Origin of the sequence: Pseudomonas sp. 18175 (genome assembly GCF_050432925.1) — a bacterium.
Taxonomy (GTDB): domain Bacteria; phylum Pseudomonadota; class Gammaproteobacteria; order Pseudomonadales; family Pseudomonadaceae; genus Aquipseudomonas.
The window spans coordinates 297,277-323,540 of sequence record NZ_JBKFTO010000006.1 but is presented as its reverse complement, the minus strand read 5'-3'; the positions used below and the strand labels follow the sequence as shown (position 1 = coordinate 323,540).

The following is a 26,264-nucleotide window of genomic DNA, read 5'->3' as shown; positions in this document are numbered from 1 at the left end:
CCTGCTACCGAAACCTACATAACTCATTGTTTACCAAGGAGTTTTCCGTTTCGACTGCGCCGGAAGTGGGGCGAATTATAGACATCCAGAATCTGCCGTCAACCTTTAATTACGCTTTTGTTGCAGAAGGTGCTTTTTTCGCAATAAGCCGTGGAATTCGGCGCATCACAGGCGGAATCCGCAGAATCAGCAGCAGCACACCTATAGATGCATAGATAGCCCACTCCTTTAGATCAGCGCGTACGATCCACAACATATGCAGCAAGCCAAGCCCAAGAATCACATACACAAGTCGATGCAGCTTCTTCCAACGGCCCCCCAACCGACGTTGGCTATAGCGATTGGACGTAACCGCCAACACCAACAACGACAGGAAACCCAATGCCCCGACAATAATATAGGGACGCTTACGCAGCTCTACCCCCAACTGCGACCAATCCAGCCCCAGGACAAACACACAATAAGCCGCCAAATGCAGGACAACATAAGCAAAGCACCACAACCCTAGCTGACGACGCACGGCTATCCACCCTGCCCAACCGCTCAACTTCTGCATGGGTGTCATTCCCAGGGTGACCAGCAGCAGGATCAACGCTCCAAGCCCCAATCGATCAACCAACACCTTGCCAGGATCAGGCCCAAGGGCAGAACCCCACGCCTCATACAGCCAAAACAACGGCCATATCCCCGCAACTATAAAGACGCCAACTCGCCAGACCGGGTAACGCATCAATAGTTCTTCCGCAGATCAAGCCCGGTATAAAGAGAGGCGACCTCATCCGAGTAGCCGTTGAACATCTGCGTCTCACGCACGTTAGGACTGAACAGACCGCTCGGCAGGCGCCGCTCCCTTGCCTGAGTCCAACGTGGGTGATCAACCGTAGGGTTCACATTCGCGTAAAACCCATACTCGTCCGCCGCAATACTTTGCCAGGTGGTTTTAGGCTGCTCGCTTACAAGGCTGATACGTACGATGGACTTCACACTTTTGAAGCCATATTTCCAAGGCACTACCAGACGCAGCGGTGCGCCATTCTGATTGGGCAACTCGCGCCCATACATACCCACGGCCAGGATCGCCAAGGGATTCATCGCTTCATCCAAACGAAGCCCTTCTATATAAGGCCAATCGATCAAGCCAAAATTCGAGCGCTGACCGGGCATGCTCTTCGGGTCTTGCAGGGTTTCGAAACGGATGTACTTGGCCTTTGAGGTCGGCTCAACCTGCTTGAGCAGAGCCGAGATCGGAAAGCCCAGCCACGGGATGACCATTGACCACGCCTCCACACACCGCAAACGGTAGATCCGCTCTTCCAGCCCATAAGGTTTCATGAAGTCTTCAAGGGCATAACGTCCGGGCTTCGCAACCTCGCCATCAATCACAACACTCCAGGGTTCGGTCTTAAGTGAGCCCGCGTTCGCTGCCGGGTCGCCCTTGTCTGTACCGAACTCATAGAAGTTGTTGTAGTGGGTCGCATCCTTGAACGGGGTAATCGCTTCGTCCTTTACGGTCACCGCCTGCCATTTGGCACTTGGCAGCTTCTCGGCAAACCAGTTCGGCGCCCTGCCAGGCTCAACGTCGGCATAACGCGACGCGTCATCAGCACTGGCCCAACGTGGCAGGCTGCTGGCAGCAATACCGGCAAGCGCACCACCGAGCAGGCTGCGGCGGGAAAAGTAGAGGGATTCAGGCGTGACATCCGATTCGTGGCAATCGGACGCTTTTGGCAACTTGATTAACATGGCAACTCCGCAGCATTGGAGAACTGATGCACCAATAGACTGCGGAGTATGGGGGAAATTACATTAAGGCAATGTTTTGTCCCGACGCATATGCAGTAAGTACTGAACCGGGCCCGATGCGGCATAGACCAGGAACGCCAGCAGCAGGATCCGTGGCGGGTCACTGAATACCACCGCAAACACCAAGACCACTGCCAGGATTGCCACGAACGGCACGCGCCCTTTCAGATCCAGCTCCTTGAAGCTGTTGTACTTGATATTGCTGACCATCAGCATGCCGGCCGCCGCAACCATCAAGGCCACCAGGAACGACATCTTCGACCCCTGAATGCCGTAGTCACTGAATGCCCAGACGATACCTGCCACAACACCTGCGGCAGCAGGGCTGGCCAGACCAATAAAGTAACGCTTATCGGCGGTCCCCACCTGGGTATTGAAGCGAGCCAAACGCAAAGCGGCACCCGCAACATAAATGAAGGCAACCATCCAACCCACCTTGCCCATATCACCCAAGGCCCAGGCAAACGCCAGAAGCGCTGGCGCAACACCAAAGGCAACCATGTCCGACAACGAGTCGTACTCGGCGCCAAACGCACTTTGGGTGTTGGTCATCCGCGCCACGCGGCCATCAAGACCGTCAAGCACCATGGCCACAAAAATGGCGATGGCGGCAAAGCCGAAGTATTTGCTGGCACTCGCCGCATCTCCCGCCGCCAGTGCACTTTGGGCACTCATGGAGTTGATGATGGAGTAGAAGCCGGCAAACAGGTTCGCCGTGGTGAACAGGTTGGGCAGAAGATAGATGCCACGATGCCGGACCTTGCGGCCTTCCGCGTCATGGCCCTCTTCGACATGCTCATCGATCGGCAGCAGGCTTTCGGCGTCAGAAGCCTGGTTTGGCTCTTCGGGACGTTCGCTCATGGACTTTACCTTGCAACGGTGTGAAAAAATTCGACAGGTACTTGCGGCGAGTGTTCGCCCGCAAACGATGCAGCTTTATACCAGAACCCGCCCCCCAAACGAAAAAACGCGGCCTAAGCCGCGTTTTCTCTTGATGCGTACGACTTAGTTTTTAGCTTTGTCGACGATCTTGTTGGCACCGATCCACGGCATCATGGAGCGCAGTTGCTCGCCGATGACTTCGATACCGTGAGCGGCGTTGTTACGACGCTTGGCGGTCATCGAAGGGTATCCGGTAGCACCTTCGCTAATGAACATTTTGGCGTACTCGCCGTCCTGAATACGTTTCAGGGCGTTGCGCATGGCCTGACGGGACTCGGCGTTGATCACTTCCGGGCCAGTCACGTACTCGCCGTATTCGGCGTTGTTGGAGATCGAGTAGTTCATGTTGGCGATACCGCCTTCGTACATGAGGTCAACGATCAGCTTCAGTTCGTGCAGGCATTCGAAGTAGGCCATTTCTGGCGCGTAGCCCGCTTCAACCAGGGTTTCGAAACCGGCTTTTACCAGCTCAACGGTACCGCCGCACAGAACGGCTTGTTCGCCGAACAGGTCGGTTTCGGTCTCGTCCTTGAAGGTGGTTTCGATGATGCCGGTACGACCGCCACCCACACCAGCCGCGTAGGACAGAGCTACGTTTTTGGCGTTGCCCGATGCGTCCTGGTAGATCGCGATCAGGTCAGGGATACCGCCACCCTTGACGAACTCGGAGCGTACGGTGTGGCCTGGAGCCTTCGGCGCGATCATGATCACGTCGAGGTCAGCACGTGGCACAACTTGGTTGTAGTGAATCGCGAAGCCGTGGGAGAAGGCCAGGGTGGCGCCCTTCTTGATGTTCGGTTCGATTTCGTTCTTGTACAGCGCGGACTGAAACTCGTCCGGGGTCAGGATCATGACCAGGTCGGCAGCAGCAACAGCGGAAGCAACGTCAGTCACTTTCAGGCCGTGGGCTTCAGCCTTGGCAACGGTGGCCGAGCCTTTACGCAGGCCAACAGTCACGTCAACGCCGGAATCTTTCAGGTTGCACGCTTGAGCGTGACCCTGCGAGCCGTAGCCGATGATGGCGACTTTCTTGCCCTGGATGATCGACAGGTCACAATCTTTATCGTAATAAACTTTCATGAGGTTCCTCTATATATCCAGGCCGTAAGGCCATTCGCTAATTTGGTTTAGATGCTGAGTACTTTGTCGCCACGGGCAATACCGGTGACACCACTGCGTACCGTTTCCAGAATCGAGGCCGTCCCGATCGACTGGATGAAGCTGTCCAGCTTGTCGCTTGTACCGGTCAATTGAACGGTATAAACGCTGGCGCTCACATCGACGATCTGCCCGCGATAAATATCGGTAGTGCGCTTGATCTCGGCACGTTGGGCACCCGTGGCCTTGACTTTAACCAGCATCAGCTCGCGCTCGATGTGGGCACTTTCCGACAGGTCGACCAGCTTGACCACTTCGATCAGCTTGTTGAGGTTCTTGGTGATCTGCTCGATCACCTCATCGTGACCCACGGTGGTCAACGTCAGACGCGACAGGGTCGGGTCTTCGGTCGGGGCCACGGTCAGGCTTTCGATGTTGTAGTTACGTTGCGAAAACAGGCCGACAACACGGGACAGAGCGCCGGGTTCGTTCTCCAGAAGCAGGGAGATAATGTGCCGCATGATTAAGTACGCTCCGTCTTGTTCAGCCACATGTCGCGCATAGAGCCGTCTTTGATCTGCATCGGATAGACGTGCTCGCTGGTATCCACCTGAATATCGATGAACACCAGGCGGTCCTTCATGGCGAACGCCTCTTCCATCTTCGGCTTCAGATCTTTCAGATCGGTGATGCGAATGCCGACGTGGCCATAGGCTTCAACCAACTTGATGAAATCTGGCAGCGATTCCATGTAGGAATGGGAGTGACGGCTACCGTAGCTCATGTCCTGCCACTGACGAACCATACCCAGCACGCCGTTGTTCAAGCAGACGATCTTCACGGGAAGACCGTACTGCAGGCACGTCGACAGTTCCTGGATGTTCATCTGGATGCTGCCTTCACCGGTGACGCACGCCACGTCGGTGTCCGGGAAGCTCAGCTTCACGCCCATGGCCGCAGGGAAACCAAAGCCCATCGTGCCCAGGCCACCGGAGTTGATCCAGCGGTTAGGCTTGTCGAACTTGTAGTACTGCGCGGCGAACATCTGGTGCTGGCCCACATCCGAGGTCACAAAGGCGTCGCCCTTGGTGACTTCGCACAGGGTCTCGATCACGGTTTGTGGCTTGATGATGCTGCCGTCGCCTTTGTCGTAAGGGAACAGGCCGCGATCACCGCGCCATTCGTCGATCTGCTTCCACCAACTGGCAACGGATTCCTTGTTCGGCGTTTCGCCGATGTCCTTGAGCGCAGCGACCATTTCGGTCAGCACGCTTTCTACAGGACCTACAATCGGCACGTCAGCCTTGATGGTCTTGGAGATAGACGCCGGGTCGATGTCGATATGGATGATCTTGGCATTCGGGCAGAATTTGCTCGCGCCGTTGATCACTCGGTCATCGAAACGTGCGCCCACGGCCAGGATCACGTCGGCGTGGTGCATGGTCAGGTTGGCGGTGTAGCTGCCGTGCATGCCAAGCATGCCGACGAACTGACGGTCCGTACCCGGGAATGCGCCGAGGCCCATCAGGGTGTTGGTCACGGGCAGGTTGAGCAGCTTGGCCAGTTCGGTCAGAGGTGCCGAACCGCCGCCTAGAATCACGCCACCGCCTGAGTACAGCACTGGACGCTTGGCCGCCAGCAACATTTCTGCAGCCTTGCGGATTTGGCCCGAGTGCCCACGAACGGCTGGGCTGTAGGAACGCAGCTTGGCTTTTTTAGGGAAGACGTATTCGAATTTTTCAGCCGGGTTAGTCATGTCTTTTGGGATATCGACCACGACAGGGCCCGGGCGACCGGACTGCGCGAGGTAGAACGCCTTCTTCATGACTTCCGGAATTTCCGACGCATGCTTGATCATGAAGCTGTGTTTCACGATCGGCCGGGAGATACCGATCATGTCGGTTTCCTGAAATGCATCAGTACCGACCATGGTGCTTGGCACCTGGCCAGAAATGATCACCATCGGGATGGAGTCCATATAGGCAGTCGCGATGCCGGTAATGGCATTGGTTGCGCCTGGGCCGGACGTTACCAGTACCACACCGGCTTTACCGGTAGCACGGGCGTAGCCGTCAGCCATATGGGTTGCAGCTTGTTCGTGGCGAACCAGGATGTGGGTAACAGCCGGTTCTTTGAACAATGCGTCGTAGACATGCAGCAGAGCACCACCTGGGTACCCGTAGATATAGTCGACGCCTTCGTCACGCAAAAAGCGGACGAGCATCTCACCGCCAGATAAAAGCTCCACGTTGTTCACCTCTAAAACGCCAGAATACCGTCCGTTGAAAACCGACGGGTCTTAATAGGTTTACTTCTCAACAGAGCATGAGCGACGGTGGTCGCCGACTACGTCAGCACTGACTGAGCAAGTATTGGGATCGTCCCAAGTGTTGCGGGCTTTTCCCACCCAGCGCGAGGTAACGCGTTGCGGGTGTAACAGGTCGGCGCGGATGTGCGCCTCATGATCTGCTGAGCGGGCCTGCTTCTGGCAGTCCCGATACAGCGGACTTTGGATTCTTCTGTTTCAGGCCGTTCAAGTCAAGCAATAATTGCGCTTTTTTCCAACTAAGCGCATGAGAACGCAGAAGAAAGGGCTTTGAGGAGGGATAAAACTCGCCTGAATGTCGTCAAGCGGTAGAAATGTGCGCAAGACTGCCGGAAAACCCGGCAGTCAGGCAATTAACGAGCGTCGACGATCAGTTGATCGAACTTTTTCAGCGCATTTCGCAAGCCAAGGCTCTCTCGCGGGCGGTCGGCGTAGACCATCTCGGCCATCTCCAGGATCCCCGACGCATTGGGGAGCGGCAGGTCCTGTTCGAGGATCTGCTTCATGCGCGCGAGGAAGATCCATTGCAACCACTGGTGAAAGTCCAGGGTATCCACCGAAAAGGGCTCGACACTGCTGAGCGCTTCGGCACCAGGGGACACCTCGTCCCACCAGCCCTGTACGCGCAACTCGCGCTCGATCAACAACAACTGTTCGGCAATCGCAGGAAAACGTACATCCATCAGTAGGTAACCTTGCCTTTTTGTCGCGCCTGGGCGGCACCGGCCGCATCACCTTGGGCGGCACGTGCATCACCGATCAAGGCCCACAGGTTCGCTTGCAGATCGGGGCGACCGTTGGCCAGGGTAAGGCCGCGACGGGCGAACTGCTCAGCTTGTGGCGCATCGCCTTGGGCCATACGTACTTGGGCCAGGCGATACAGAACCTGCGGCTCACGAGGCGCAACACGCTGGGCGCGCTCAAGACTCGACGATGCTCCGTTCAGGTCACCACCGGCCTGCTGCTGCTGGGCAGTGGTCAGCAGGGCCAGCACTGGCCCGTCCAGTTGCTCGTCGGCGGACAGGCCACCGGCACTGGACGACGACGGAATACCACTTGGCGTCGACGGCATGGTGTAGATGCCCTGGTTAATCGGCGCCGCTTGAATCGGCGTGGAATCAATCGGACCCGACGTGCTTGGCCCTGGGGTCCATGGCTCGGCGCTGATCGGTGCCGAGGTGGCAGCACCACCGCCCGGCACCATTACCACCACGCCCGAATCTTGCGGGACAGCTTGGGGCTTGGCTTGGGCAGGACGATTGGTCACAGTTTGACGGAACCCGCCATTGGCCGAGATCCGGTCGTTATTGGAGACGGCCGTGCTTGAGTCCACCACGGGAATCGAGCCGCGCTGCACGCTGGCGCAACCATTGAGCAAAGCCAGAGCTGTAATAGCTGGAATCCACCACTTGTTCACTTGAAACCCTCTTTGCTTAATTCATCCAGCCCTTGACCCAATCCATCACCGATTCCGCGTCAGCAGGCGCACTGCCACCGCACGCGGCGCCGGGTGGCGGTTCGCTGCCGCGAATATACGGCATCTGTACGGCGCCCGGACAGTTGGCATCGGAGCCCTGCCCTGTGTGCGGATCAATCCAGGCCTGCACGATGTTATCCGGCTGTGGCATGTTCAACGGCAGCGGGTCAGCCTTGCGCATGAAGCTGGTCCAGACTTGCAGTGCACCGGTCGCGCCGGTGAACGGCGTCTTGCCATTGTCGTCACGCCCCATCCATACAACCGCCAGCACGTCCTGACCGAAGCCTGCGAACCAACTGTCACGCGAGTCGTTACTGGTACCGGTCTTGCCCGCCAGCGTCAGGTTCGACGGCAGGACCTTATAGACCGAGCTGCCCGTACCTTCACGCATAACGCGTTGCATGGCGTTCTGGATCAGGTAGATCGAGCCCGCATCGAAACGCTGCTGGATCTGGAACGGATAGCGCTTGAGCGGCTCACCCTCAGCAGTCAGTACGCTGCGGATCCCGCGCATCGGGGTATTGAAACCACCGTTGGCCAGGGTCTGGTACATGGTCGCGACTTCCATTGGGGTCATCGCGCCAGCACCCAACAGGATCGACGGGAAGGCCGGGAATTCACGGGTGATGCCCAGGCGCCCAAGGGTTTTCAGCACGCTCGGCACACCCACTTCAAGCCCGAGGCGCGAAGTGGAAATGTTGTAGGAATGTGCCAGCCCTTGGTACAGGAACACTGTGCCGTGGGAACGACGATCGAAGTTCTGCGGCGTCCACACCTGGCCGTCACCGCCTTTGACCGACAGCGGGTCATCGGACAGCCAACTGGTCAGGGTGTATTTGCTCGGCTTTTCCAAGGCCGTCAGATAAACCGCTGGCTTGACCAGCGAGCCGATCGGCCGCACTGCATCCAGCGCCCGGTTGAAGCCGGCGAAACTGGCCAGGCGACTGCCGACCAAAGCCTGGACTTCGCCGGTTTCCGGGTTGGTCACGACCATGGCCGCTTCGACCTCATCGGCGCCTTTACGGCCGGTCATACGCTTGAAGGTGTCATTGACCGACGCCTCGGCCTTCATCTGCAGGATCGGATCGAAACTGGTGAAGATCCGCAGGCCTTCTTCGGTCAAGTCTTCGTCGCGGTAGTCTTCACGCAGTTGGCGCTTGACCAGGTCGATAAAGCCCGGGAAAGAGCTGTCCGCCAGCTTGCCGCGAGTAGTGACGCCCAATGGCATCTTTTTCGCCGCCGCCACTTGCTCAGCCGTGGCTACGCCCTGCTGTTCAAGGACGTCGAGCACCAGGTTACGGCGCTCCAATGCACGTTCAGGGTTGCGACGTGGGTTGTAGTAGGACGGCCCCTTGACCATCCCTACCAGCAACGCGACCTGATGCAGCTTGAGTTCAGACAGCGGCTGACCAAAGAAGAACTGGCTGGCCAAGCCAAAACCGTGCACCGCGCGCTGGCCATCCTGGCCGACGAATACCTCGTTGAGGTACGCCTCGAGGATTTCCTGCTTGCTGTAGTGGACCTCCAACAGCATCGCCATCATGGCTTCGGTGAGTTTGCGGGTCAGGCTGCGTTCGTTGGTCAGGTAGAAGTTCTTGACCAATTGTTGCGTCAGCGTACTACCGCCCTGGGTCATCTTGCCGCCCGAAGTGTTCACCCACACCGCGCGGGCAATCGACTTCGGCGAAACGCCCCAGTGATGGTAAAAATCGCGGTCTTCCACAGCAACCAGGGTTTCCAGCAGATACGGCGGCACCTGATCGAGCTTGATCAGGATGCGATCTTCAAGATTCTTCGGGTAAATACCGCCGATCATCAATGGTTCCAAGCGCACCACAGGCAGCTTGGAGCCATTGAGGGACGAGAGCTCCGCCACATAGTCGCCGGAGAAGCGCACGCGTACCGGCTGGGCTTTTTCCAGGCCTTCATAGAACTGGAAGCCGCGAGTGTTCAGGTCAACGGTATTACCGCTGACCGCCGCCGCGCCCGGACCGTTGCTCACGGGTTCGCGGCGATAGCCCAGGGCATCGAGTTCAGTAAGGAAGTCATCCTTGCTCAGCTTCTGGCCGGTGAACAGCTCCAGCGGGCGCGCATACACCTTGGCCGGAATGGTCCAACGCTTGCCGGAGAACTTCTCCTGGACCACAGCATCGAGGTAAACCGCAAAGCCGGCGAGGACCACAAGGCCAACCAGGCTGAGCTTCAACGCCCAGCCCAGCCACGGGCGCAGGCCGCGGGAAGGAGGTTTTTTAGGGGTACGGGGAGATCGGGTTCGAGTCATGGCGGCGGATTATACGCACTTTATTGATGATCAACATGAGCCGGACAGCGGTTTGCACAGCAGGCCCCAACAGCCATAATGCCCGCCATGATTTCCCAGACTCTGAAGGATCGCCCGTGAGCCAGTCCCTGATCGCAGCCCTGCAAAACCCGGCTTTGTACCCCCACCCGGTTGAAGCGTTCCAAGTCATCGAGACCCACATTTCCTGGGTCATCCTGACCGGTCCATACGCTTATAAGCTGAAGAAGCCGATGAACTTCGGTTTTCTGGACTTCACCTCGCTGGACGATCGTGGCCACTTCTGCCGTGAGGAACTGCGCCTCAACCAGCGCCTGACCGAAGATTTGTATCTAGACGTGTTGCCGGTGACCGGCACTGCAGAAGCGCCGCAATTGGGCGGTGATGGCCCGGTGATCGAATACGCGCTGAAAATGCGCCAGTTCCCGCAAAGCCAACTGCTCAGCACCCTGCAAGCCAATGGCGAACTGACCAACGCGCACATCGATGAGATGGCCAAGCAGATCGCACATTTCCACCTCAATGCGCCAAAAGTGCCACAAGACCATCCCGCCGGCACCCCGGACGAAGTGATGGCCCCCGTACGACAGAACTTCGACCAGATCCGCCCCTTCCTCAGCGATAAGGCCGACCTGATCCAACTTGAAGCCCTGCAAGCCTGGGCCGAAAGCAGCTTCGAGCGTCTCAAGCCGCTGCTGGCACAACGCAAGCTGGATGGCTTTACCCGTGAATGCCACGGCGACATCCACCTGGGCAACGCCACCTTGATCGATGGCAAGGTCGTGATCTTTGACTGCATCGAATTCAACGAGCCGTTCCGCTTCACCGACGTGTACGCCGATACCGGCTTCCTGGCGATGGACCTGGAAGACCGTGGCCTCAAGTCCCTGGCGCGCCGGTTTATCAGCCAATACCTGGAGCTAACGGGCGACTATCAGGGCCTTGAAGTGCTGAACTTCTACAAGGCCTACCGCGCCCTGGTGCGCGCCAAGGTCGCGTTGTTCAGCATGCCGGGCGACGCGAGCCCAGTGCAGCGAGCCACCAGCCTGCGCCAGTACCGCAACTACGCCAACCTGGCGGAAAGCTACAGCACCATCCCGTCGCGCTTCCTGGCGATCACCCACGGCGTTTCGGCTGTTGGCAAAAGCCAGGTGTCCATGCGTCTGGTGGAAGCACTCGGCGCTGTGCGCCTGCGTTCGGATGTGGAGCGCAAGCGCCTGTTCGGCGAGCAACAGGTTGAAAACACCCCACAGGCCGGCATCTACGCAACCGACGCCAGCGCAGCCACCTACGCACGCCTGAATGAACTAGCCGATACCGTGCTGCGCGCCGGCTTCCCAGTGGTTCTGGATGCCACCTTCCTGAAGCGCGAACAACGCGACGCCGCCGCAAAAGTTGCCGAAGCCACCGGTGCGCCGTTCCTGATTCTGGATTGCAACGCTCCACAAGCCGTTATCGCCAGCTGGCTGGCACAACGTCAGGCGGATAAAAACGATCCGTCCGACGCCACATTGGCCGTTATCGAAGAACAACAGGCCAATCGCGAGCCACTGACCGCCGAGGAGTTGCTGCTCAGCAAACGCGTCGAGACCAACGAAAGCGGGACCCTTGACGCGTTGGTGGCGCATATTCGGCAGTGCCTGCCAGGCCTGTAAGAAAAATTTCTTGGTCGTGTCTTCGATGAAGGCACACGACCAAGAGATAGTGGCACTATAATGGCGCCATAAAACCAACAGGAGTCGCCGTCATGAGTCAGCCCAAACTTCTTGATACCCCGCTCTACTCGCTCCTGCATAAAGACGATATCCGCGGCTTCAACCAGGAACGCCCGAAAGATGGCGTCATCGACATGCGCGGTGGCGACTTCCGTGGGCTGGACCTGCGGGAGCTGAACGCCTCGGGTGTTGACTTCACCGATGCGTATTTCCGCTCCGCCGACTTGCGCGGCCTGGACCTGCGCGACTGTTCGCTGGAGGGCGCCAGCCTGGCCCACGCGCAGATCTCGGGCACCTACTTCCCCCCCGAACTAACCGCCGATGAGATCCTCATGTCGGTTAATTTCGGCACCCGCCTGCGCTATCGCACCAAGTAAAACCCTGTGTTTGCAACCCCGGCACGCCCTTGCGTGCTGGGGCTTCACGCCTGCGTGCCGTCAAAATCCCCGCGCCATTCTTATAAGCTTTTAGGGCGCTTCTGACCAAAGAACCACGCTTTTCCTACTGAGCGCTACACTCCTTTTCAGGCTTGCCTGGTCACGATACCCACCGCACCATTCGGCCGTCGCAAGGAGGCTTGATGAACGATGAGCTGCAACACCTGAAAAACCTCGGCAAGACGTCAGCACAGTGGCTGCATGCGGTGGGCATCCACAGTGCGTCCGACCTACGTCGCTTGGGGGCGGTCGATGCCTATCGGGCCGTGCGTACGCGCGGGTTCAGGGCATCGAAAGTGCTGCTGTATGCCATCGAGGGGGCTTTGATGGATGTGCACTGGAACGACATTCCTGCCGAACGCAAGGAAGCATTGAACCGTCAACTGGACGCTATCTCAGCGCGCCAGAAAAATTAGATCAGCAACCAAACCCAGCACCTGCAGGCCTTCCGAACAACCGTTTGAGAAAAGCAGAAGCCTGCACCAAAACAATTGTTGACTCTCAAATGAGAATCGTTATGATTATCACAACTGGTCGCGAGATCAGCCGATAACTGAAAGACCATTGGTTCGGACTCTCAGATTATCTCCTCATCAGGCTAATCACGGTTATTTGACCCGGCTCTTGCCGGGTCTTTTTTTGCCCGCAGAAAACCGCTCGTAAAACGCCGCAATCAGCGCGCAATGATCAACGGATGTCCACGTTCAGGGTGCGGCTGAACCAGCACTTCCAACCCGAATACCGCTTTCAATGGCTCGGGCCGCATGACCTGAGACGGAGTATCCAGCGCATGGGGACGCCCCTCCTCCAGCAGTAGAATACGGTCACAGTAACGGGCCGCCAGGTTCAGGTCGTGAAGGATCACCAACACTGCCGCGCCGCGATCAGCAAAGGTCCGGATAGCCTGCAAGGTTGTATGTTGATGCAACGGATCCAACATCGAGGTCGGCTCATCCAGCAGCAACGTCTGCCCCGCTTCACCTGGCCATAACTGCGCCAGCACCCGCGCCAGATGCACGCGCTGGCGCTCGCCACCGGATAGCGCCAGGTAGCTACGACCACTCAGGTGCCCGACATCTGCTGCCTGCAACGCCGCCGCGATAATTTCGTCATCTCGCGCACGTCCGGTCTGATGGGGCAAGCGTCCCATGCCGACCACCTCTTCGACCCGAAAGGCAAAGTCCAGGGTCGAGGTTTGCGGCAGCACCGCCAGGCGTTGCGCCCGTTCTGATCCACTCCACGCGCTCAGCTCACGCTGGTCCAGCCATACCTTGCCGTGGCCAGGAGCCAGTTCACCGCACAACGCCCCCAGCAACGTGCTCTTGCCCGCGCCATTGGGGCCCAACACACCGAGTACTTCGCCGGGCAGCAGGTCCAGAGTGACACCTGCCAGAACGGTTTTGCGACCGCGGCTTATCTGCAGATCTTCTACACGCAGCATCAGGCACGCCCCCGCAACAACAGGTAAAGAAAAAACGGCGCACCAATAAACGCGGTGACAATACCGATGGGCAACTCAGCCGGTGCCAAGGCAAGCCGCGCAACCAAATCCGCAAACAGCAACAGGCTCGCCCCCGCCAGTACCGATGCCGGCAGCAACACCCGGTGATCCGGCCCAGCCAGCAACCGCACCAGATGCGGCACCACCAGCCCTACAAAACCAATCATGCCCGCAGCAGCTACCGCAGCCCCTACACCCAGGGCCGTACAGAACACCAGTTCGCGTTTAAGCCCCTCCACATCGACACCCAAGTGGTTGGCCTCAGACTCGCCCAGTAGCAGCGCATTCAACGCCGTGGCCCGGCGCGGCAACCACAGCGCCACACCCGCACTCACCAGCAATAAGGGCCAAAGCCGCGAATAGCTGGCACCGTTGAGGCTGCCCAGGTTCCAGAACGTGAGGGTACGCAGGGTGGCGTCATCTGCCAGGTAGGTGAACAGGCCCACCGCCGAACTGGCGAGCGCAGTCAGGGCAATGCCGGCGAGCAGCATCGTCGCGACATTTGTCTGCCCGTTACGCCGCCCCAGGCGATAGACCAGCGCGGTCACGCCCAAACCACCTAGAAATGCACACAGGGACAAGAGGTACGGCCCGAACGCCTCCGGCAAGCCGCCAAAATATGAGCCGCCGACAATCGCAATGGCCGCGCCCAGCGCCGCGCCGCTGGACACACCTACCAACCCCGGGTCTGCCAACGGGTTGCGAAACAATCCCTGCATCGCCACCCCCGACAACGCCAAGACGCCGCCGACCGCCAACCCCAGCAACGTGCGCGGTAAACGAATCTGCCCAAGGATCAGCTCAGCCTGCTCCAACCCTTGTGCATTGATGGGCGCGCCCATCATGCGCAAAGCGGCCTTCAACGTGTCCAGCAATGGCAGGCTGACCGGCCCCAGGGCCAGCGAAAGCCAGGTCGCCAACACACATAACAGCGCCAGCCCAATAAACAACGTTCGCGGTTTAACCAGAGTGGTCATGGGGCAGGCTTAGCCTGGGACGGGTAAAAGCCGGCAGAAAGCTTTACAAGACTTTGCGGCAGACGCGGCCCCAAGCCACCCACCAACAGGGTCGGGTCCAGCTCAAGCACACGTCCATTCTTGGCCGCCGGTGTCGACGCCAGAATCGGGTTTTCCTTGAACAAGGCCGCACGCGCCGCGTCACCGCTCAGGGCACGATCGGCAAAGACCAGCACGTCCGGACTCAGCCCCGCCAGCGACTCCACCGAGAAGGGTTTGTAACCGCTGTGGGTCGCAAGGTTATGCCCGCCGGCCTGTTGCAACATCCAATCGGCGGCCGTGTCTCTACCCGCGATCAACGGCTTACCCCCAGCATGACCGAGCAGCAGCAACACGCCCGGCGCTTTCTCTGTGGACTGCGCCTTGGCAACCCAAGCCTTCTGCTGATCGAGCGCCTGCTCATACTCGGTAAACAATTCGTTGGCCTTGGCCTCACTGCCCAACAACTTGCCCAAGTGTTGAAGGTTGCCTTTCAAGGTCGGCAAGTCTGGCTGCGCCGAGAACATTTCCACCTGCACACCCGCGCTGCGAATCTGCGCCAACACCGGCGGCGGCCCCATTTCCTCAGTACCCACCAACACCTGCGGGCGCAGGCTCAGGATGCCCTCGGCCGACAACTGCCGCTGATAACCAATACTTGGCAATGCCTTGAGGGATTCAGGATGCTGGCTGGTGGTGTCCACACCGACCAACTTCGACTCCCCGCCCAAGGCCGACACCCATTCCGACAACGCCCCTCCGGCACTGACCCAACGTTGTGGCAGTTCAGAGGCGTGTGCCCCAGTGTTGACCAGCAGTCCAACAACAAGCGCGATAGCGCTGGCACTCAGGCGCATAACAGGGTTTCCTTCCAAGGGCAGGGCCGCTCAAGCGCTCATCGATGTGACAGAAAGCCCCTGCCGGGCATCGTATTGAGCGCCCGGTCAGCCGACGGGCGAAGCCGGCATTTGATAATTGTTTGCATTTGAACGTCAAGGCACTTAAGGACTGAAATGAAGTTTCTCTGCCCCTCCGACAGCCTCGCGCCAGACAGCAGCCTTGGTTTTGAAATCGATGGTTGCAAATTACTGGCGGTGCGCCGGGACGGCGTTGCCTACTTCTATATCAACCGCTGCCCCCATCGCGGCGTCGCACTGGAATGGCAGCCCAATCGGTTCCTGGATTCAAGCGCCAGCCTGATCCAGTGCGCCACCCACGGTGCGCTGTTCCTGATCGAAAGCGGTGAGTGCATCGCCGGCCCCTGCGCCGGGCAAAGCCTCAAGGCCGTGCCCGGCCGTGAAGATGCGCAGGGCCTGTGGGTGGAACTCTAGTCGAGCAGCACGTCCAAACGACGGTCCACAAACACCTGTTCGGGCGTCACCTGCACGCCATAGGCCAACACTTCCACCCCCGCCGCCTTGGCCTCGCGCAACGCCGCAGCATACCCGGCGTCAATTTCCACAGCCGGTCGCACCGCCTCAATTCCCGAGAGATTGACGCAATACAACTGCACCGCTCGCACCCCCTCGCGTGCCAGATGAGCCAATTCCCTCAGGTGCTTGGCGCCGCGCTGGGTCACCGCATCCGGGAAGGCCGCCACGGTGGACCCCTCGAAGCCCAGGGTCACGCTTTTGACTTCGACATAAGCCGCACCCTCTGGGTAATCCAGGCGGAAATCGATGCGGCTATTCTCCTGGCCGTAAGGCACTTCGCGCTTCAAGGCCGTGAAACCATTGAGCTCAGCGATCACCCCCGCGCGCAGTGCTTCCTCGACCAACTGATTGGCCCGCGCCGTGTTCACGCACGCCAGGCGGCCCTGGGGCGTTTCAGCAATTTCCCAGGTACCGGGTAATTTGCGCTTGGGATCGTTGGAACGACTGAACCAGACCTGCCCTCCTTCGACCATGCAATTGAGCATCGAACCGGTGTTCGGGCAGTGAATAGTCAACAACTCGCCAGTAACGGTCTCGATATCGGTGAGAAAACGCTTGTAGCGGCGAATCAAACGGCCTTCTTCGAGGGGAGGATTAAAACGCATCAGCCTTGCCAGCTCCGCAAACCATGGGCGATTCGCGCTACCGCTTCCTGTAGGCGATCAAGGTTTTGCGTGTAGGCAAAGCGCACATGGTGTCCGGCCAGATGGCGGCCGAAGTCCAGCCCAGGGGTAAAGGCTACGTGTTCGGTTTCGAGAAAGTGTCGGCAGAACGCGAAGGCATCGCCGCCGAACTTGCTGATATCGGCGTACAAATAGAACGCGCCTTCCGGCTCGACGGCGATGCCAAAGCCCAGCTCGCGCAATGCGGGCAATAGGAAGTCGCGACGACGGCCAAACTCGGCGCGGCGCTCTTCCAAGATGCTCAGAGTCTGAGGGGTAAAACACGCCAGCGCCGCATGCTGGGCCATGCTAGGCGCACTGATGTAGAGGTTTTGCGCCAGCTTTTCCAACTCACCGACGGCCGCCGGTGGCGCCACCAGCCAGCCCAGGCGCCAGCCGGTCATGCCGAAATACTTGGAAAAACTATTCAAGACGAAGGCGTCATCGTCCACTTCCAGCACGCTGGCGGCGTCTGTGCCGTAGGTGAGGCCGTGGTAAATCTCGTCCACCACCAGATGGCCGTTGCGCGCCTTGATTGCGCCCGACAGTTCGGCTAGCTCGTCACGCGTGAGAATCGTGCCGGTCGGGTTGGCCGGGGACGCTACCAGCGCGCCCACACTGTCTTGGTTCCAGTGCTTGGTCACCAGGTCAGCGGTCAATTGGTAGCGCACTTCAGGGCCAACCGGCACCAATTGCGCCGCACCTTCTACCAACCGCAGGAAGTGCCGGTTGCACGGGTAGCCCGGGTCGGCCAGCAGCCAGTGTTTGCCCGGATCCACCAGCAGGCTGCTAGCCAGCAGCAACGCGCCGGAGCCGCCTGGAGTGATCAGGATTCGCTCAGGATCAACGTTCAAGCCATAGCGCTGCTGATAGAAACCACTGATAGCCTCACGCAACTCAGGAAGGCCGCGGGCTGCGGTGTAGCGCGTCTTGCCATTGGCGAGCGCCGCCTGACCGGCCTGGATGATCGGCTCAGCCGTGGTGAAGTCCGGCTCGCCGATCTCCAGGTGAATCACATCATGGCCGGCGGCCTGCAGCTCATTGGCACGCGCCAGCAACGCCATGACATGAAAAGGTTCGATGGCGCGACTGCGCGCACTGTAGGGCTGGGCCATTAGCCTTCCTTAACGGTGAGAACAAAATCCGGATTCTACCGAACCCGCGCGGTAAAACATGTTCTATTGCCCGACCGGCCGCTTGTGTGGTCCGGGCAAGTGCCTGCAAAACGACTAAAATCAACATTCGAGACGTTTCATACCCAGCCACGACGGGGCGCTTGCGTTTGCGACCTGGACGGCATGGGCCTCGACAACCGGGAGTGGCGCACCCCGAATCTATCTGGTAAGTTCGCCCGCTTGCAGCCGCAGGGCCGGCAGGTGTCGGTGACGTTGCAATCCTGCGCAATGGATTAGAAGAGTGAGAGGCGGTCTATTCATGTCCACCCAAGCAAAGCAACAGCAGACTCAAGGTCTCAATGGCTTCGAACCTTACGTAGAGAAGAAAGGTGAGGAGTACATGGGCGAGCCCATGCGCGAACACTTCACCAAGATCCTGAACAAGTGGAAACAGGACTTGATGCAGGAGGTCGACCGTACGGTTGACCATATGAAGGACGAAGCAGCCAACTTCCCTGATCCGGCCGACCGTGCGAGCCAGGAAGAAGAATTCGCCCTGGAACTACGAGCCCGTGATCGCGAGCGCAAGTTGATCAAGAAGATCGACAAGACGCTGCAGCTGATCAAGGACGAAGAATACGGCTGGTGCGAATCCTGCGGCGTCGAGATCGGTATCCGTCGCCTGGAAGCCCGCCCTACTGCGGACCTCTGCGTAGACTGCAAGACCTTGGCTGAAATCAAGGAAAAACAGGTCGGCAAGTAATCCTTCCGAGCTGAACGAATGGGGCGTACAAACGCCCCATTTTTGTTTCTGGCGTTTACCGATTTTCCAGTAGTATCCGGCCCATGACAGCCTCTACCTATATCGGGCGTTTCGCCCCCACGCCCAGCGGCCATTTGCACTTTGGCTCCCTGGTCGCCGCCCTCGCCTCCTACCTCGATGCCCGCGCCAACCATGGCCGCTGGCTGATGCGCATGGAAGACCTCGACCCTCCCCGCGAAGAGCCCGGCGCCCAGGCGGCGATTTTGCACGCCCTGGAAAGCTACGGCTTTGAATGGGATGGGGAATTGGTCCGACAAAGCGAGCGGCATGATGCCTACGCCAAAGTGCTGAACGACATGTTCAACCACGGCTTGGCTTACGCCTGCACCTGCTCACGTAAACAATTGGAACCCTACAACGGCATCTATCCCGGGCTGTGCCGTAATGCCGGTCACGACCAGCAAGACGCCGCCATCCGCTTGCGCGTACCGGAGTTGGAGTACCACTTTACCGACCGCGTACAAGGCGAATTCCGACAGCACCTGGGCCGCGATGTAGGCGATTTCATCATCCGTCGCCGCGACGGCCTCTACGCCTATCAACTCGCCGTGGTCCTCGACGACGCCTGGCAAGGTGTTACCGATATCGTGCGCGGCGCCGACCTGCTGGACTCCACGCCACGCCAGCTCTACCTACAAGAACTGCTGGGCCTGCGCCAGCCTCGTTACCTGCACGTACCGCTGATCATTCAGCCGGACGGTAACAAGTTGGGCAAATCCTACCGTTCACCGCCGTTGACACCCGACCAGGCCACGCCTTTGCTGTTAAGAGCACTGCGCGCCCTCGGCCAACAGCCAGGCAGCGAGTTGCTGCACGCCAGCCCACGAGAATTGCTGGATTGGGGCATCCAGCACTGGGATGCAACACTGATCCCACGCACACTCACCCTGGCCGAAGCACAATTGAGCTGAAGGCGCTTGCAGCTTGCCAGCCATCCGTTACCATCGCGGCAGTTTTTTAATCAGAGGCCAACATGTACATCTATCGATTGGTCCTGCTGCTGGTCGTCGGGATCTACCTGTTCTCCCCCGCCATCATGGATTGGTGGATCGACGCCACGGGCGCGTGGTATCGCCCTTATCTGCTATGGCTGATCCTGATCGTCGTGACTTTCATCCTGCAGAGCCAAAAAGATGCCGATGAGCTTTAGCCTCACCCAGATGCTGCTGGTCAGCGCCGCCTACCTGGCTGCGCTGTTCGGGGTGGCCTGGATCAGTGAGCGCGGAATGATTCCGCGGGCGATCATTCGCCATCCCTTGACCTACACCTTGTCCCTGGGCGTTTATGCCAGCGCCTGGGCGTTCTATGGCACGGTGGGCTTGGCCTATCAATATGGCTATGGCTTTCTCTCCAGCTACCTCGGCGTATCCGGTGCGTTTTTGCTGGCGCCGGTGTTGCTATACCCCATCCTGAAAATCACCCGCACCTACCAACTGTCGTCCCTGGCCGACCTGTTTGCGTTCCGCTTTCGCAGCACCTGGGCTGGCGCACTGACGACGGTGTTCATGCTGATCGGTGTACTGCCGCTGCTGGCCTTGCAGATTCAGGCGGTGGCCGACTCCATCAGCATTCTCACCCGCGAACCCGTGCAGCATCGCGTCGCCCTGGCGTTCTGCGCGCTGATCACCTTGTTCACGATTTTCTTCGGCTCGCGCCATATCGCCACCCGCGAGAAGCACGAAGGCCTGGTCTTTGCGATTGCCTTCGAATCGGTAATCAAGCTGATCGCCATCGGCGGCGTCGGCCTCTACGCGCTCTACGGCGTATTCGATGGCCCACAGCAGCTGGAGTTGTGGCTGCTGCAAAACCAGACCGCCCTCGCCGCCTTGCACACCCCGTTGCAGGAAGGCCCATGGCGCACACTGTTGCTGGTGTTCTTCGCCTCGGCCATCGTGATGCCGCACATGTACCACATGACCTTCACCGAGAACCTCAACCCGCGCTCGCTGGTCAGCGCCAGTTGGGGCCTGCCGCTGTTCCTGCTGCTGATGAGCCTGGCAGTGCCGCTGATCCTGTGGGCCGGCCTGAAACTGGGTGCTACCACCAACCCTGAATACTTCACCCTGGGGATCGGCATTGCTGCCAACAGCCCAGCCCTGGCAATGCTGGCTTACGTGGGCGGGCTGTCGGCGGCAAGCGGGCTAATCATTGTCACGACGTTGGCACTATCAGGCATGGCGCTCAACCACTTGGTGCTGCCGCTGTACCAACCGCCGGCCGAGGGCAATATCTACCGCTGGCTGAAGTGGACACGCCGAGCGTTGATCGTCGCGATCATCATGGCCGGCTACGGTTTCTACCTGCTGCTGGGCGCAGGCCAAGACCTGGCCAACCTGGGCATCGTTGCGTTTGTTGCCACGTTGCAGTTCCTGCCGGGCGTGTTGTCGGTGCTGTACTGGCCGACGGCCAATCGCCGGGGTTTCATCGCCGGTTTGCTGGCGGGGATCCTGGTGTGGATCGTGACCATGCTACTGCCGCTGGTCGGCAACCTGCAGGGCTTCTACATCCCGCTGCTGAACATGATCTACGTGCTGGACGACACCAGCTGGCACATGGCGGCGATTGCTTCACTGGCCGCCAACGTGCTGATGTTCACCCTGATCTCGCTGTTCACCAACGCCAGCCCCGAAGAAACCAGCGCCGCCGAAGCTTGTGCGGTGGATAACGTGCGCCGCCCGCAACGCCGCGAATTGCACGCAGCGTCGCCCCAGGAGTTCGCCACACAGCTGGCCAAACCCTTGGGCGCCAAGGCTGCGCAAAAGGAAGTCGAACAGGCACTACGAGACCTCTATCTCCCGTTCGACGAGCGTCGCCCGTACGCGTTGCGCCGCCTGCGTGACCGTATCGAAGCCAACCTGTCCGGCCTGATGGGCCCCAGCGTGTCCCAGGACATGGTGGAAACCTTCCTGCCCTATAAGGCCGGTGGGGAAAACTACGTGACCGAAGACATCCACTTCATCGAGAGCCGGCTGGAGGATTACCACTCGCGCCTCACCGGTCTTGCCGCCGAACTCGATGCCCTGCGCCGTTACCACCGCCAGACGCTGCAGGAGCTGCCCATGGGTGTGTGCTCCCTGGCCAAGGATCAAGAGATCCTGATGTGGAACAAAGCCATGGAAGAACTCACCGGTATCGCTGCGCAACGGGTGGTCGGTTCGCGCCTGAACACCTTGGGCGAGCCCTGGAAGGAACTGCTGCAAGGCTTTATCAACCTGCCCGACGAGCACTTGCACAAGCAGCACCTGGCCCTCGACGGCCAAACCCGTTGGCTCAACCTGCACAAAGCCGCCATCGACGAACCGCTGGCCCCCGGTAACAGCGGCCTGGTGCTGCTGGTAGAGGACCTGACCGAAACCCAGATGCTCGAAGACAAATTGGTGCACTCCGAGCGCCTGGCCAGCATTGGTCGCCTGGCGGCTGGCGTGGCCCACGAAATCGGCAACCCGATCACCGGTATCGCATGCCTGGCGCAAAACCTACGTGAAGAGCGCGAGGAAGACGGCGAGATCACTGAGATCAGCGGGCAGATCCTCGAACAGACCAAACGTGTCTCGCGCATCGTGCAGTCGCTGATGAGTTTCGCCCACGCAGGCGCCCATCAAAACCACGATGAAGCGGTGTGCCTGGCCGAAGTGGCGCAAGATGCCATTGGGCTGCTGGCCTTGAACCGGCGCAATTTCGAAGTACAGTTCTTCAATTTGTGCGACCCGGAACATTGGGTTGATGGCGACTCACAACGCCTGGCACAAGTACTGATCAACCTGCTGTCCAACGCCCGTGACGCCACCCCAGCCGGTGGTGCGGTACGCGTCAAGACCGAGGCTTTCGAGCATACAGTGGACCTGATCGTCGAAGACGAAGGCAGCGGTATTCCACAGAACATCATGGACCGATTGTTCGAACCTTTCTTCACCACCAAGGACCCGGGTGAGGGTACCGGTCTGGGCCTTGCACTGGTCTATTCCATCGTTGAAGAGCATTATGGACAAATCACCATCGACAGCCCGGCTGACACCGAAAGCCAACGCGGCACCCGTATTCGGGTGACCTTGCCGCGTCATGTCGAAGCGACGTCCGCTGTGAACTGAGACCGTCGAGAGAATTGAATCAATGCCGCACATTTTGATCGTCGAAGACGAAACCATTATCCGCTCTGCCTTGCGTCGCCTGCTTGAACGTAATCAGTACCAGGTCAGCGAAGCTGGCTCGGTGCAAGAAGCCCAGGAGCGCTTCAGCATTCCCACGTTCGACCTGATTGTCAGCGACCTGCGCCTGCCGGGTGCACCTGGCACCGAGTTGATCAAGCTGGGCCAAGGCACTCCGGTGCTGATCATGACCAGCTACGCCAGCCTGCGCTCGGCGGTGGACTCCATGAAGATGGGCGCGGTGGACTACATTGCCAAACCCTTCGACCACGACGAAATGCTTCAGGCCGTGGCGCGCATCCTGCGTGACCGCCAGTCGGCCAGCAGCGCGCCAGCCGAACAGCGCCCCGCCGGCAAAGCCGCCGACAAACCGGGTGTTGATAACAGCAATGGTGAGATCGGTATCATCGGCTCCTGCCCTCCCATGCAGGATCTGTACAGCAAGATCCGCAAAGTGGCGCCCACCGACTCCAATGTATTGATCCAAGGCGAATCGGGTACCGGTAAAGAGCTGGTGGCCCGCGCCCTGCACAACCTGTCCAAGCGTGCCAAGGCACCGATGATCTCGGTGAACTGCGCGGCCATTCCTGAATCCCTGATCGAGTCCGAACTGTTCGGCCACGAGAAAGGCGCGTTTACCGGCGCCAGCGCTGGGCGTGCGGGCCTGGTGGAAGCAGCAGACGGGGGCACGCTGTTCCTCGATGAAATCGGCGAACTGCCCCTGGAAGCTCAGGCGCGTTTGCTGCGGGTTTTGCAGGAAGGTGAAATTCGCCGTGTCGGCTCGGTGCAATCGCAGAAGGTGGATGTACGCCTGATCGCCGCGACCCACCGCGACCTCAAGAGCCTGGCCAAGATCGGCCAGTTCCGTGAAGACTTGTATTACCGCCTGCACGTCATCGCCCTCAAGCTGCCGGCCCTGCGCGAGCGCGGCGCCGACGTCAACGAGATCGCCAACGCGTTCCTGCTGCGCCAGAGCGCACGCATCAACCGTACCGACCTCAAGTTTGCCCCAGACGCCGAACAGGCCATTCGGCATTACTCGTGGCCGGGTAACGTGCGCGAGCTGGAGAACGCGGTTGAGCGCGCAGTCATTTTGTCGGAAAGCCCGGAGATTTCCGCCGAGCTGCTGGGCATCGATATCGAACTGAGCGACCTGGAAGATGACGACTTCATCGGCCTGGCCCCGCAACAAGGCGGCGGCAGCAATACCAGCCACGAGCCGACTGAGGACTTGTCACTGGAAGACTACTTCCAGCATTTTGTCCTTGAGCATCAGGACCATATGACCGAAACCGAACTGGCGCGCAAATTGGGCGTGAGCCGCAAGTGCCTGTGGGAACGTCGCCAACGCCTGGGCATTCCACGGCGCAAGACCGGGGTAGCCAGCGAGAGTTGAGGGTGCGCCCCCACAGGTAACACTCTCAGATGTGAAAAAACTGTTACCGCTGATTTTTTGCGTAACAAAAGCCGGGGCTTACGGTAACGAAGCCCCGGCTTTTTTTGGCCCGTCAAAAACCCGAAACCGCCTCAACACCCCGGTTTTATTGGGTGTTGCAAAAGTTGGCACGCACCCTGCTATATGCTTAGTACAAAAACAATAACAAGCTTTGTACAAGACAATAAAAATAAGACGAATCGACTCACGCATAACAAAAACAACACGGCGGAGGCGCAGCTAACTGATTCTTTTGGAGAGGCGTTGCATTTGGGGCTTGCCCCGCAACCAGGCCGAGAACAACAAAAACTGCCCTAAGGCAGAGCCTGAACTGGTTGGATCGTAGATCAGCAACACAGCGACCAAAGCAATCCGTTTGCTCTTGGCTCCCGATTGGGAGTGTCATGAAGGTGAAGCTTCATGGCGAGGGCGATCAACAAAAACAAGAAGCCCGCAACCAATAATAAAAATAGAGCACGCAACTACTTCTGGGGGAGCTTCGGCTCCCCTTGTAGTTTCTACGATTTGCCCTTCCAGCAACCTCTTGAAGCTTTTGGCTTGGGGCTTGCAGCTTGTTCCTACACCATCCCCTGACTAAATGCTAGAATCCCCGCCCATCATGCGGTCATTCTTCGTTATGGCCGAACATTCCTTCAAACAGTGCATCCCATGCTGAAGAAGTTGTTCCAGTCATTCCGTTCTCCCTTGCGTCGTACGCAACACCAACGCAGCACGCCTGAAGTGCTCAATAGCAGCCAGCATTCGCTGCAACGCGCCCAATTCAGTCGTTATGCGGTGAATATCGTCGAACGTTTGCAGAACGCCGGCTACCAGGCTTACCTGGTCGGTGGTTGCGTGCGTGACATGTTGCTCAATATCACGCCCAAGGACTTCGACGTCGCCACCAGCGCCACGCCTGAACAGGTCCGCGCCGAGTTCCGCAATGCGCGAATCATCGGTCGCCGCTTCAAGCTGGTGCACATCCACTTTGGTCGCGAAATCATTGAGGTCGCGACCTTCCGTGCCGGCCACCCGCAAAACGATGACGAGGAAGACACCAATCAGTCTTCCCGCAACGAAAGCGGGCGCATCCTGCGCGATAACGTCTACGGCACCTTGGAAGAAGACGCGCAACGCCGCGACTTCACCATCAATGCCCTGTATTACGATCCGGTCAGTGAGCGCATCCTCGATTACGCCAATGGCGTACACGACATCCGCAATAACCTGATCCGCCTGATCGGCGACCCAACGCAGCGTTACCAGGAAGACCCTGTACGCATGCTGCGGGCGGTACGCTTCGCCGCCAAGCTGAACTTCGGCATCGAGAAACACACGGCTGCACCGATTCGCGAACTGGCACCGATGCTGCGGGAAATCCCCTCGGCGCGCCTGTTCGAAGAAGTGCTCAAGCTGTTCCTCTCGGGCTACGCCGCCGACACCTTCGAAATGCTGGTGGACTTGCAGTTGTTCGATCCACTGTTCCCGGCCAGCGCCGAAGCACTGGAACAGAACCCGACCTACACCCACACCCTGATCAGCGAAGCGCTCATCAACACCGACCTGCGCATCAAGCAGGGCAAACCGGTGACCCCGGCGTTCCTGTTTGCCGCCCTGTTGTGGCCGGCCCTGCCAAAGCGCGTGCTGCGCCTGCAGGACCGTGGCATGCCGCCGATCCCCGCCATGCAGGAAGCCGCTCACGAGCTGATCGCCGAGCAGTGCCAGCGCATCGCCATTCCAAAGCGTTTCACCATGCCGATCCGCGAGATCTGGGACATGCAGGAGCGTCTGCCCCGCCGCAGCGGCAAGCGTGCCGACCTGCTGCTGGACAACCCACGCTTCCGCGCCGGTTACGACTTCTTGCTGCTGCGCGAAAGCGCTGGCGAGCAGACCGACGGCCTGGGCGAATGGTGGACTGACTACCAGGACGCCAATGACAGCGAACGCCGCGACATGATTCGCGACCTCGGCAGCAAAGGCGACGGCGAAGGCCCCAAGAAGCGTCGTCGCAGCGGCAGCAAACGCAAACGCAGCGCGGCCGACGCCTCGGGCGAATAA

Annotated in this window: 24 protein-coding genes; 10 read left to right on the top strand and 14 right to left on the bottom strand. The window is 59.2% G+C overall.

Annotation, left to right across the window (positions count from 1 at the left end; genetic code table 11):
• Positions 1-109: 109 nt before the first annotated feature.
• The 9 genes from msrQ to mrcB all read right to left on the bottom strand — a co-directional run bounded on the left by msrQ (position 110) and on the right by mrcB (position 9,927).
• Positions 110-730 carry a protein-methionine-sulfoxide reductase heme-binding subunit MsrQ gene (gene msrQ, locus ACLD1Y_RS11270; protein WP_429478077.1) on the bottom strand — a complete coding sequence of 207 codons (621 nt, stop codon included), beginning with the start codon at positions 728-730 and terminating at the stop codon, positions 110-112.
• Positions 730-1,743 carry a protein-methionine-sulfoxide reductase catalytic subunit MsrP gene (gene msrP, locus ACLD1Y_RS11265; protein ID WP_429478075.1) on the bottom strand — a complete coding sequence of 338 codons (1,014 nt, stop codon included), beginning with the start codon at positions 1,741-1,743 and terminating at the stop codon, positions 730-732. The genes msrQ and msrP overlap by 1 nt, the downstream gene beginning before the upstream one ends.
• A gap of 63 nt (positions 1,744-1,806) precedes the next feature.
• The gene (gene pssA, locus ACLD1Y_RS11260) at positions 1,807-2,664 is read right to left on the bottom strand and encodes a CDP-diacylglycerol--serine O-phosphatidyltransferase (RefSeq protein WP_429478073.1); all 858 of its coding nucleotides are present in this window, start codon (positions 2,662-2,664) and stop codon (positions 1,807-1,809) included.
• Positions 2,665-2,808: 144 nt separating this feature from the next.
• Entirely contained in the window at positions 2,809-3,825 is a 1,017-nt protein-coding gene (ilvC, locus tag ACLD1Y_RS11255; protein ID WP_003176099.1) for a ketol-acid reductoisomerase, read from the bottom strand.
• Between the two features lie 47 nt (positions 3,826-3,872).
• Positions 3,873-4,364 carry an acetolactate synthase small subunit gene (gene ilvN / locus ACLD1Y_RS11250; RefSeq protein ID WP_003176102.1) on the bottom strand — a complete coding sequence of 164 codons (492 nt, stop codon included), beginning with the start codon at positions 4,362-4,364 and terminating at the stop codon, positions 3,873-3,875.
• 2 nt (positions 4,365-4,366) lie between these two features.
• Positions 4,367-6,091, bottom strand: a complete 1,725-nt coding sequence (locus ACLD1Y_RS11245) for an acetolactate synthase 3 large subunit (protein ID WP_429478071.1) — start codon at positions 6,089-6,091, stop codon at positions 4,367-4,369.
• A gap of 431 nt (positions 6,092-6,522) precedes the next feature.
• Positions 6,523-6,852, bottom strand: coding sequence for a YqcC family protein (locus ACLD1Y_RS11240; RefSeq protein WP_429478069.1), 330 nt, complete (start codon positions 6,850-6,852; stop codon positions 6,523-6,525).
• Positions 6,852-7,586: a tetratricopeptide repeat protein gene (locus ACLD1Y_RS11235; protein WP_429478067.1), complete on the bottom strand. Its 735-nt coding sequence runs from the start codon at positions 7,584-7,586 to the stop codon at positions 6,852-6,854. The genes ACLD1Y_RS11240 and ACLD1Y_RS11235 overlap by 1 nt, the downstream gene beginning before the upstream one ends.
• Positions 7,587-7,602: 16 nt before the next feature.
• On the bottom strand, positions 7,603-9,927 hold the full coding sequence (gene mrcB / locus ACLD1Y_RS11230; RefSeq protein WP_429478065.1) for a penicillin-binding protein 1B: 2,325 nt from the start codon (positions 9,925-9,927) through the stop codon (positions 7,603-7,605).
• A gap of 116 nt (positions 9,928-10,043) precedes the next feature.
• Here mrcB and ACLD1Y_RS11225 point away from each other — a divergent pair, with 116 nt between their 5' ends.
• The 3 genes from ACLD1Y_RS11225 to ACLD1Y_RS11215 all read left to right on the top strand — a co-directional run bounded on the left by ACLD1Y_RS11225 (position 10,044) and on the right by ACLD1Y_RS11215 (position 12,513).
• Positions 10,044-11,600, top strand: a complete 1,557-nt coding sequence (locus ACLD1Y_RS11225) for an AAA family ATPase (protein WP_429478063.1) — start codon at positions 10,044-10,046, stop codon at positions 11,598-11,600.
• A 92-nt stretch (positions 11,601-11,692) separates the two neighbouring features.
• Entirely contained in the window at positions 11,693-12,037 is a 345-nt protein-coding gene (locus tag ACLD1Y_RS11220; RefSeq protein WP_429478062.1) for a pentapeptide repeat-containing protein, read from the top strand.
• Between the two features lie 203 nt (positions 12,038-12,240).
• Complete coding sequence (locus tag ACLD1Y_RS11215) at positions 12,241-12,513, top strand: TfoX/Sxy family protein (protein ID WP_010562703.1); 273 nt, start codon at positions 12,241-12,243, stop codon at positions 12,511-12,513.
• Between the two features lie 257 nt (positions 12,514-12,770).
• Here ACLD1Y_RS11215 and ACLD1Y_RS11210 read toward each other — a convergent pair whose 3' ends face one another.
• Genes ACLD1Y_RS11210 through ACLD1Y_RS11200 form a run of 3 tightly spaced genes read right to left on the bottom strand, consistent with a single transcriptional unit; the run spans position 12,771 to position 15,450 of the window.
• Complete coding sequence (locus ACLD1Y_RS11210) at positions 12,771-13,538, bottom strand: heme ABC transporter ATP-binding protein (RefSeq protein WP_429478059.1); 768 nt, start codon at positions 13,536-13,538, stop codon at positions 12,771-12,773.
• On the bottom strand, positions 13,538-14,521 hold the full coding sequence (locus ACLD1Y_RS11205) for a FecCD family ABC transporter permease (protein WP_429478083.1): 984 nt from the start codon (positions 14,519-14,521) through the stop codon (positions 13,538-13,540). Before ACLD1Y_RS11205 ends, ACLD1Y_RS11210 begins: the two co-directional genes overlap by 1 nt.
• Positions 14,522-14,571: 50 nt before the next feature.
• Entirely contained in the window at positions 14,572-15,450 is an 879-nt protein-coding gene (locus tag ACLD1Y_RS11200) for a heme/hemin ABC transporter substrate-binding protein (protein WP_429478057.1), read from the bottom strand.
• A gap of 156 nt (positions 15,451-15,606) precedes the next feature.
• Here ACLD1Y_RS11200 and ACLD1Y_RS11195 point away from each other — a divergent pair, with 156 nt between their 5' ends.
• On the top strand, positions 15,607-15,924 hold the full coding sequence (locus ACLD1Y_RS11195; RefSeq protein WP_429478055.1) for a Rieske (2Fe-2S) protein: 318 nt from the start codon (positions 15,607-15,609) through the stop codon (positions 15,922-15,924).
• On the opposite strand, the gene sfsA is transcribed toward ACLD1Y_RS11195, so the two are convergent.
• Positions 15,921-16,631: a DNA/RNA nuclease SfsA gene (gene sfsA / locus ACLD1Y_RS11190; RefSeq protein ID WP_429478053.1), complete on the bottom strand. Its 711-nt coding sequence runs from the start codon at positions 16,629-16,631 to the stop codon at positions 15,921-15,923. The two genes, ACLD1Y_RS11195 and sfsA, sit on opposite strands and share 4 nt — an antisense overlap.
• Positions 16,631-17,803, bottom strand: coding sequence for a pyridoxal phosphate-dependent aminotransferase (locus ACLD1Y_RS11185; RefSeq protein WP_429478051.1), 1,173 nt, complete (start codon positions 17,801-17,803; stop codon positions 16,631-16,633). Before ACLD1Y_RS11185 ends, sfsA begins: the two co-directional genes overlap by 1 nt.
• 319 nt (positions 17,804-18,122) lie before the next feature.
• Between ACLD1Y_RS11185 and dksA the strand changes: the two genes are divergently transcribed.
• The 6 genes from dksA (at position 18,123) to ACLD1Y_RS11155 (ending at position 26,264) form a co-directional block, all read left to right on the top strand.
• Complete coding sequence (gene dksA, locus ACLD1Y_RS11180) at positions 18,123-18,566, top strand: RNA polymerase-binding protein DksA (protein ID WP_025857127.1); 444 nt, start codon at positions 18,123-18,125, stop codon at positions 18,564-18,566.
• 83 nt (positions 18,567-18,649) lie between these two features.
• Positions 18,650-19,537, top strand: coding sequence for a tRNA glutamyl-Q(34) synthetase GluQRS (gluQRS, locus tag ACLD1Y_RS11175; RefSeq protein WP_429478049.1), 888 nt, complete (start codon positions 18,650-18,652; stop codon positions 19,535-19,537).
• A 62-nt stretch (positions 19,538-19,599) separates the two neighbouring features.
• The gene (locus tag ACLD1Y_RS11170) at positions 19,600-19,776 is read left to right on the top strand and encodes a hypothetical protein (RefSeq protein ID WP_003176118.1); all 177 of its coding nucleotides are present in this window, start codon (positions 19,600-19,602) and stop codon (positions 19,774-19,776) included.
• Positions 19,760-22,714, top strand: a complete 2,955-nt coding sequence (locus tag ACLD1Y_RS11165; RefSeq protein WP_429478048.1) for a sensor histidine kinase — start codon at positions 19,760-19,762, stop codon at positions 22,712-22,714. Before ACLD1Y_RS11170 ends, ACLD1Y_RS11165 begins: the two co-directional genes overlap by 17 nt.
• Before the next feature lie 22 nt (positions 22,715-22,736).
• Positions 22,737-24,167, top strand: coding sequence for a sigma-54-dependent transcriptional regulator (locus ACLD1Y_RS11160; RefSeq protein ID WP_429478046.1), 1,431 nt, complete (start codon positions 22,737-22,739; stop codon positions 24,165-24,167).
• Positions 24,168-24,875: 708 nt separating this feature from the next.
• On the top strand, positions 24,876-26,264 hold the full coding sequence (locus tag ACLD1Y_RS11155) for a polynucleotide adenylyltransferase PcnB (RefSeq protein WP_429478044.1): 1,389 nt from the start codon (positions 24,876-24,878) through the stop codon (positions 26,262-26,264).

Bases quoted from the DNA above. Each gene is read 5' to 3' on its own strand.
- ACLD1Y_RS11210 (WP_429478059.1), bottom strand. From the start codon at position 13,538: ATGCTGCGTGTAGAAGATCTGCAGATAAGCCGCGGTCGCAAAACCGTT.
- ACLD1Y_RS11155 (WP_429478044.1), top strand. From the start codon at position 24,876: ATGCTGAAGAAGTTGTTCCAGTCATTCCGTTCTCCCTTGCGTCGTACG.
- ACLD1Y_RS11160 (WP_429478046.1), top strand. From the start codon at position 22,737: ATGCCGCACATTTTGATCGTCGAAGACGAAACCATTATCCGCTCTGCC.
- msrP (WP_429478075.1), bottom strand. From the start codon at position 1,743: ATGTTAATCAAGTTGCCAAAAGCGTCCGATTGCCACGAATCGGATGTC.
- mrcB (WP_429478065.1), bottom strand. From the start codon at position 9,927: ATGACTCGAACCCGATCTCCCCGTACCCCTAAAAAACCTCCTTCCCGC.
- ilvC (WP_003176099.1), bottom strand. From the start codon at position 3,825: ATGAAAGTTTATTACGATAAAGATTGTGACCTGTCGATCATCCAGGGC.
- ACLD1Y_RS11240 (WP_429478069.1), bottom strand. From the start codon at position 6,852: ATGGATGTACGTTTTCCTGCGATTGCCGAACAGTTGTTGTTGATCGAG.
- ACLD1Y_RS11185 (WP_429478051.1), bottom strand. From the start codon at position 17,803: ATGGCCCAGCCCTACAGTGCGCGCAGTCGCGCCATCGAACCTTTTCAT.
- sfsA (WP_429478053.1), bottom strand. From the start codon at position 16,631: ATGCGTTTTAATCCTCCCCTCGAAGAAGGCCGTTTGATTCGCCGCTAC.
- ACLD1Y_RS11200 (WP_429478057.1), bottom strand. From the start codon at position 15,450: ATGCGCCTGAGTGCCAGCGCTATCGCGCTTGTTGTTGGACTGCTGGTC.
- ACLD1Y_RS11220 (WP_429478062.1), top strand. From the start codon at position 11,693: ATGAGTCAGCCCAAACTTCTTGATACCCCGCTCTACTCGCTCCTGCAT.
- pssA (WP_429478073.1), bottom strand. From the start codon at position 2,664: ATGAGCGAACGTCCCGAAGAGCCAAACCAGGCTTCTGACGCCGAAAGC.
- ACLD1Y_RS11165 (WP_429478048.1), top strand. From the start codon at position 19,760: ATGCCGATGAGCTTTAGCCTCACCCAGATGCTGCTGGTCAGCGCCGCC.
- dksA (WP_025857127.1), top strand. From the start codon at position 18,123: ATGTCCACCCAAGCAAAGCAACAGCAGACTCAAGGTCTCAATGGCTTC.
- ACLD1Y_RS11215 (WP_010562703.1), top strand. From the start codon at position 12,241: ATGAACGATGAGCTGCAACACCTGAAAAACCTCGGCAAGACGTCAGCA.
- gluQRS (WP_429478049.1), top strand. From the start codon at position 18,650: ATGACAGCCTCTACCTATATCGGGCGTTTCGCCCCCACGCCCAGCGGC.
- ilvN (WP_003176102.1), bottom strand. From the start codon at position 4,364: ATGCGGCACATTATCTCCCTGCTTCTGGAGAACGAACCCGGCGCTCTG.
- msrQ (WP_429478077.1), bottom strand. From the start codon at position 730: ATGCGTTACCCGGTCTGGCGAGTTGGCGTCTTTATAGTTGCGGGGATA.
- ACLD1Y_RS11195 (WP_429478055.1), top strand. From the start codon at position 15,607: ATGAAGTTTCTCTGCCCCTCCGACAGCCTCGCGCCAGACAGCAGCCTT.
- ACLD1Y_RS11170 (WP_003176118.1), top strand. From the start codon at position 19,600: ATGTACATCTATCGATTGGTCCTGCTGCTGGTCGTCGGGATCTACCTG.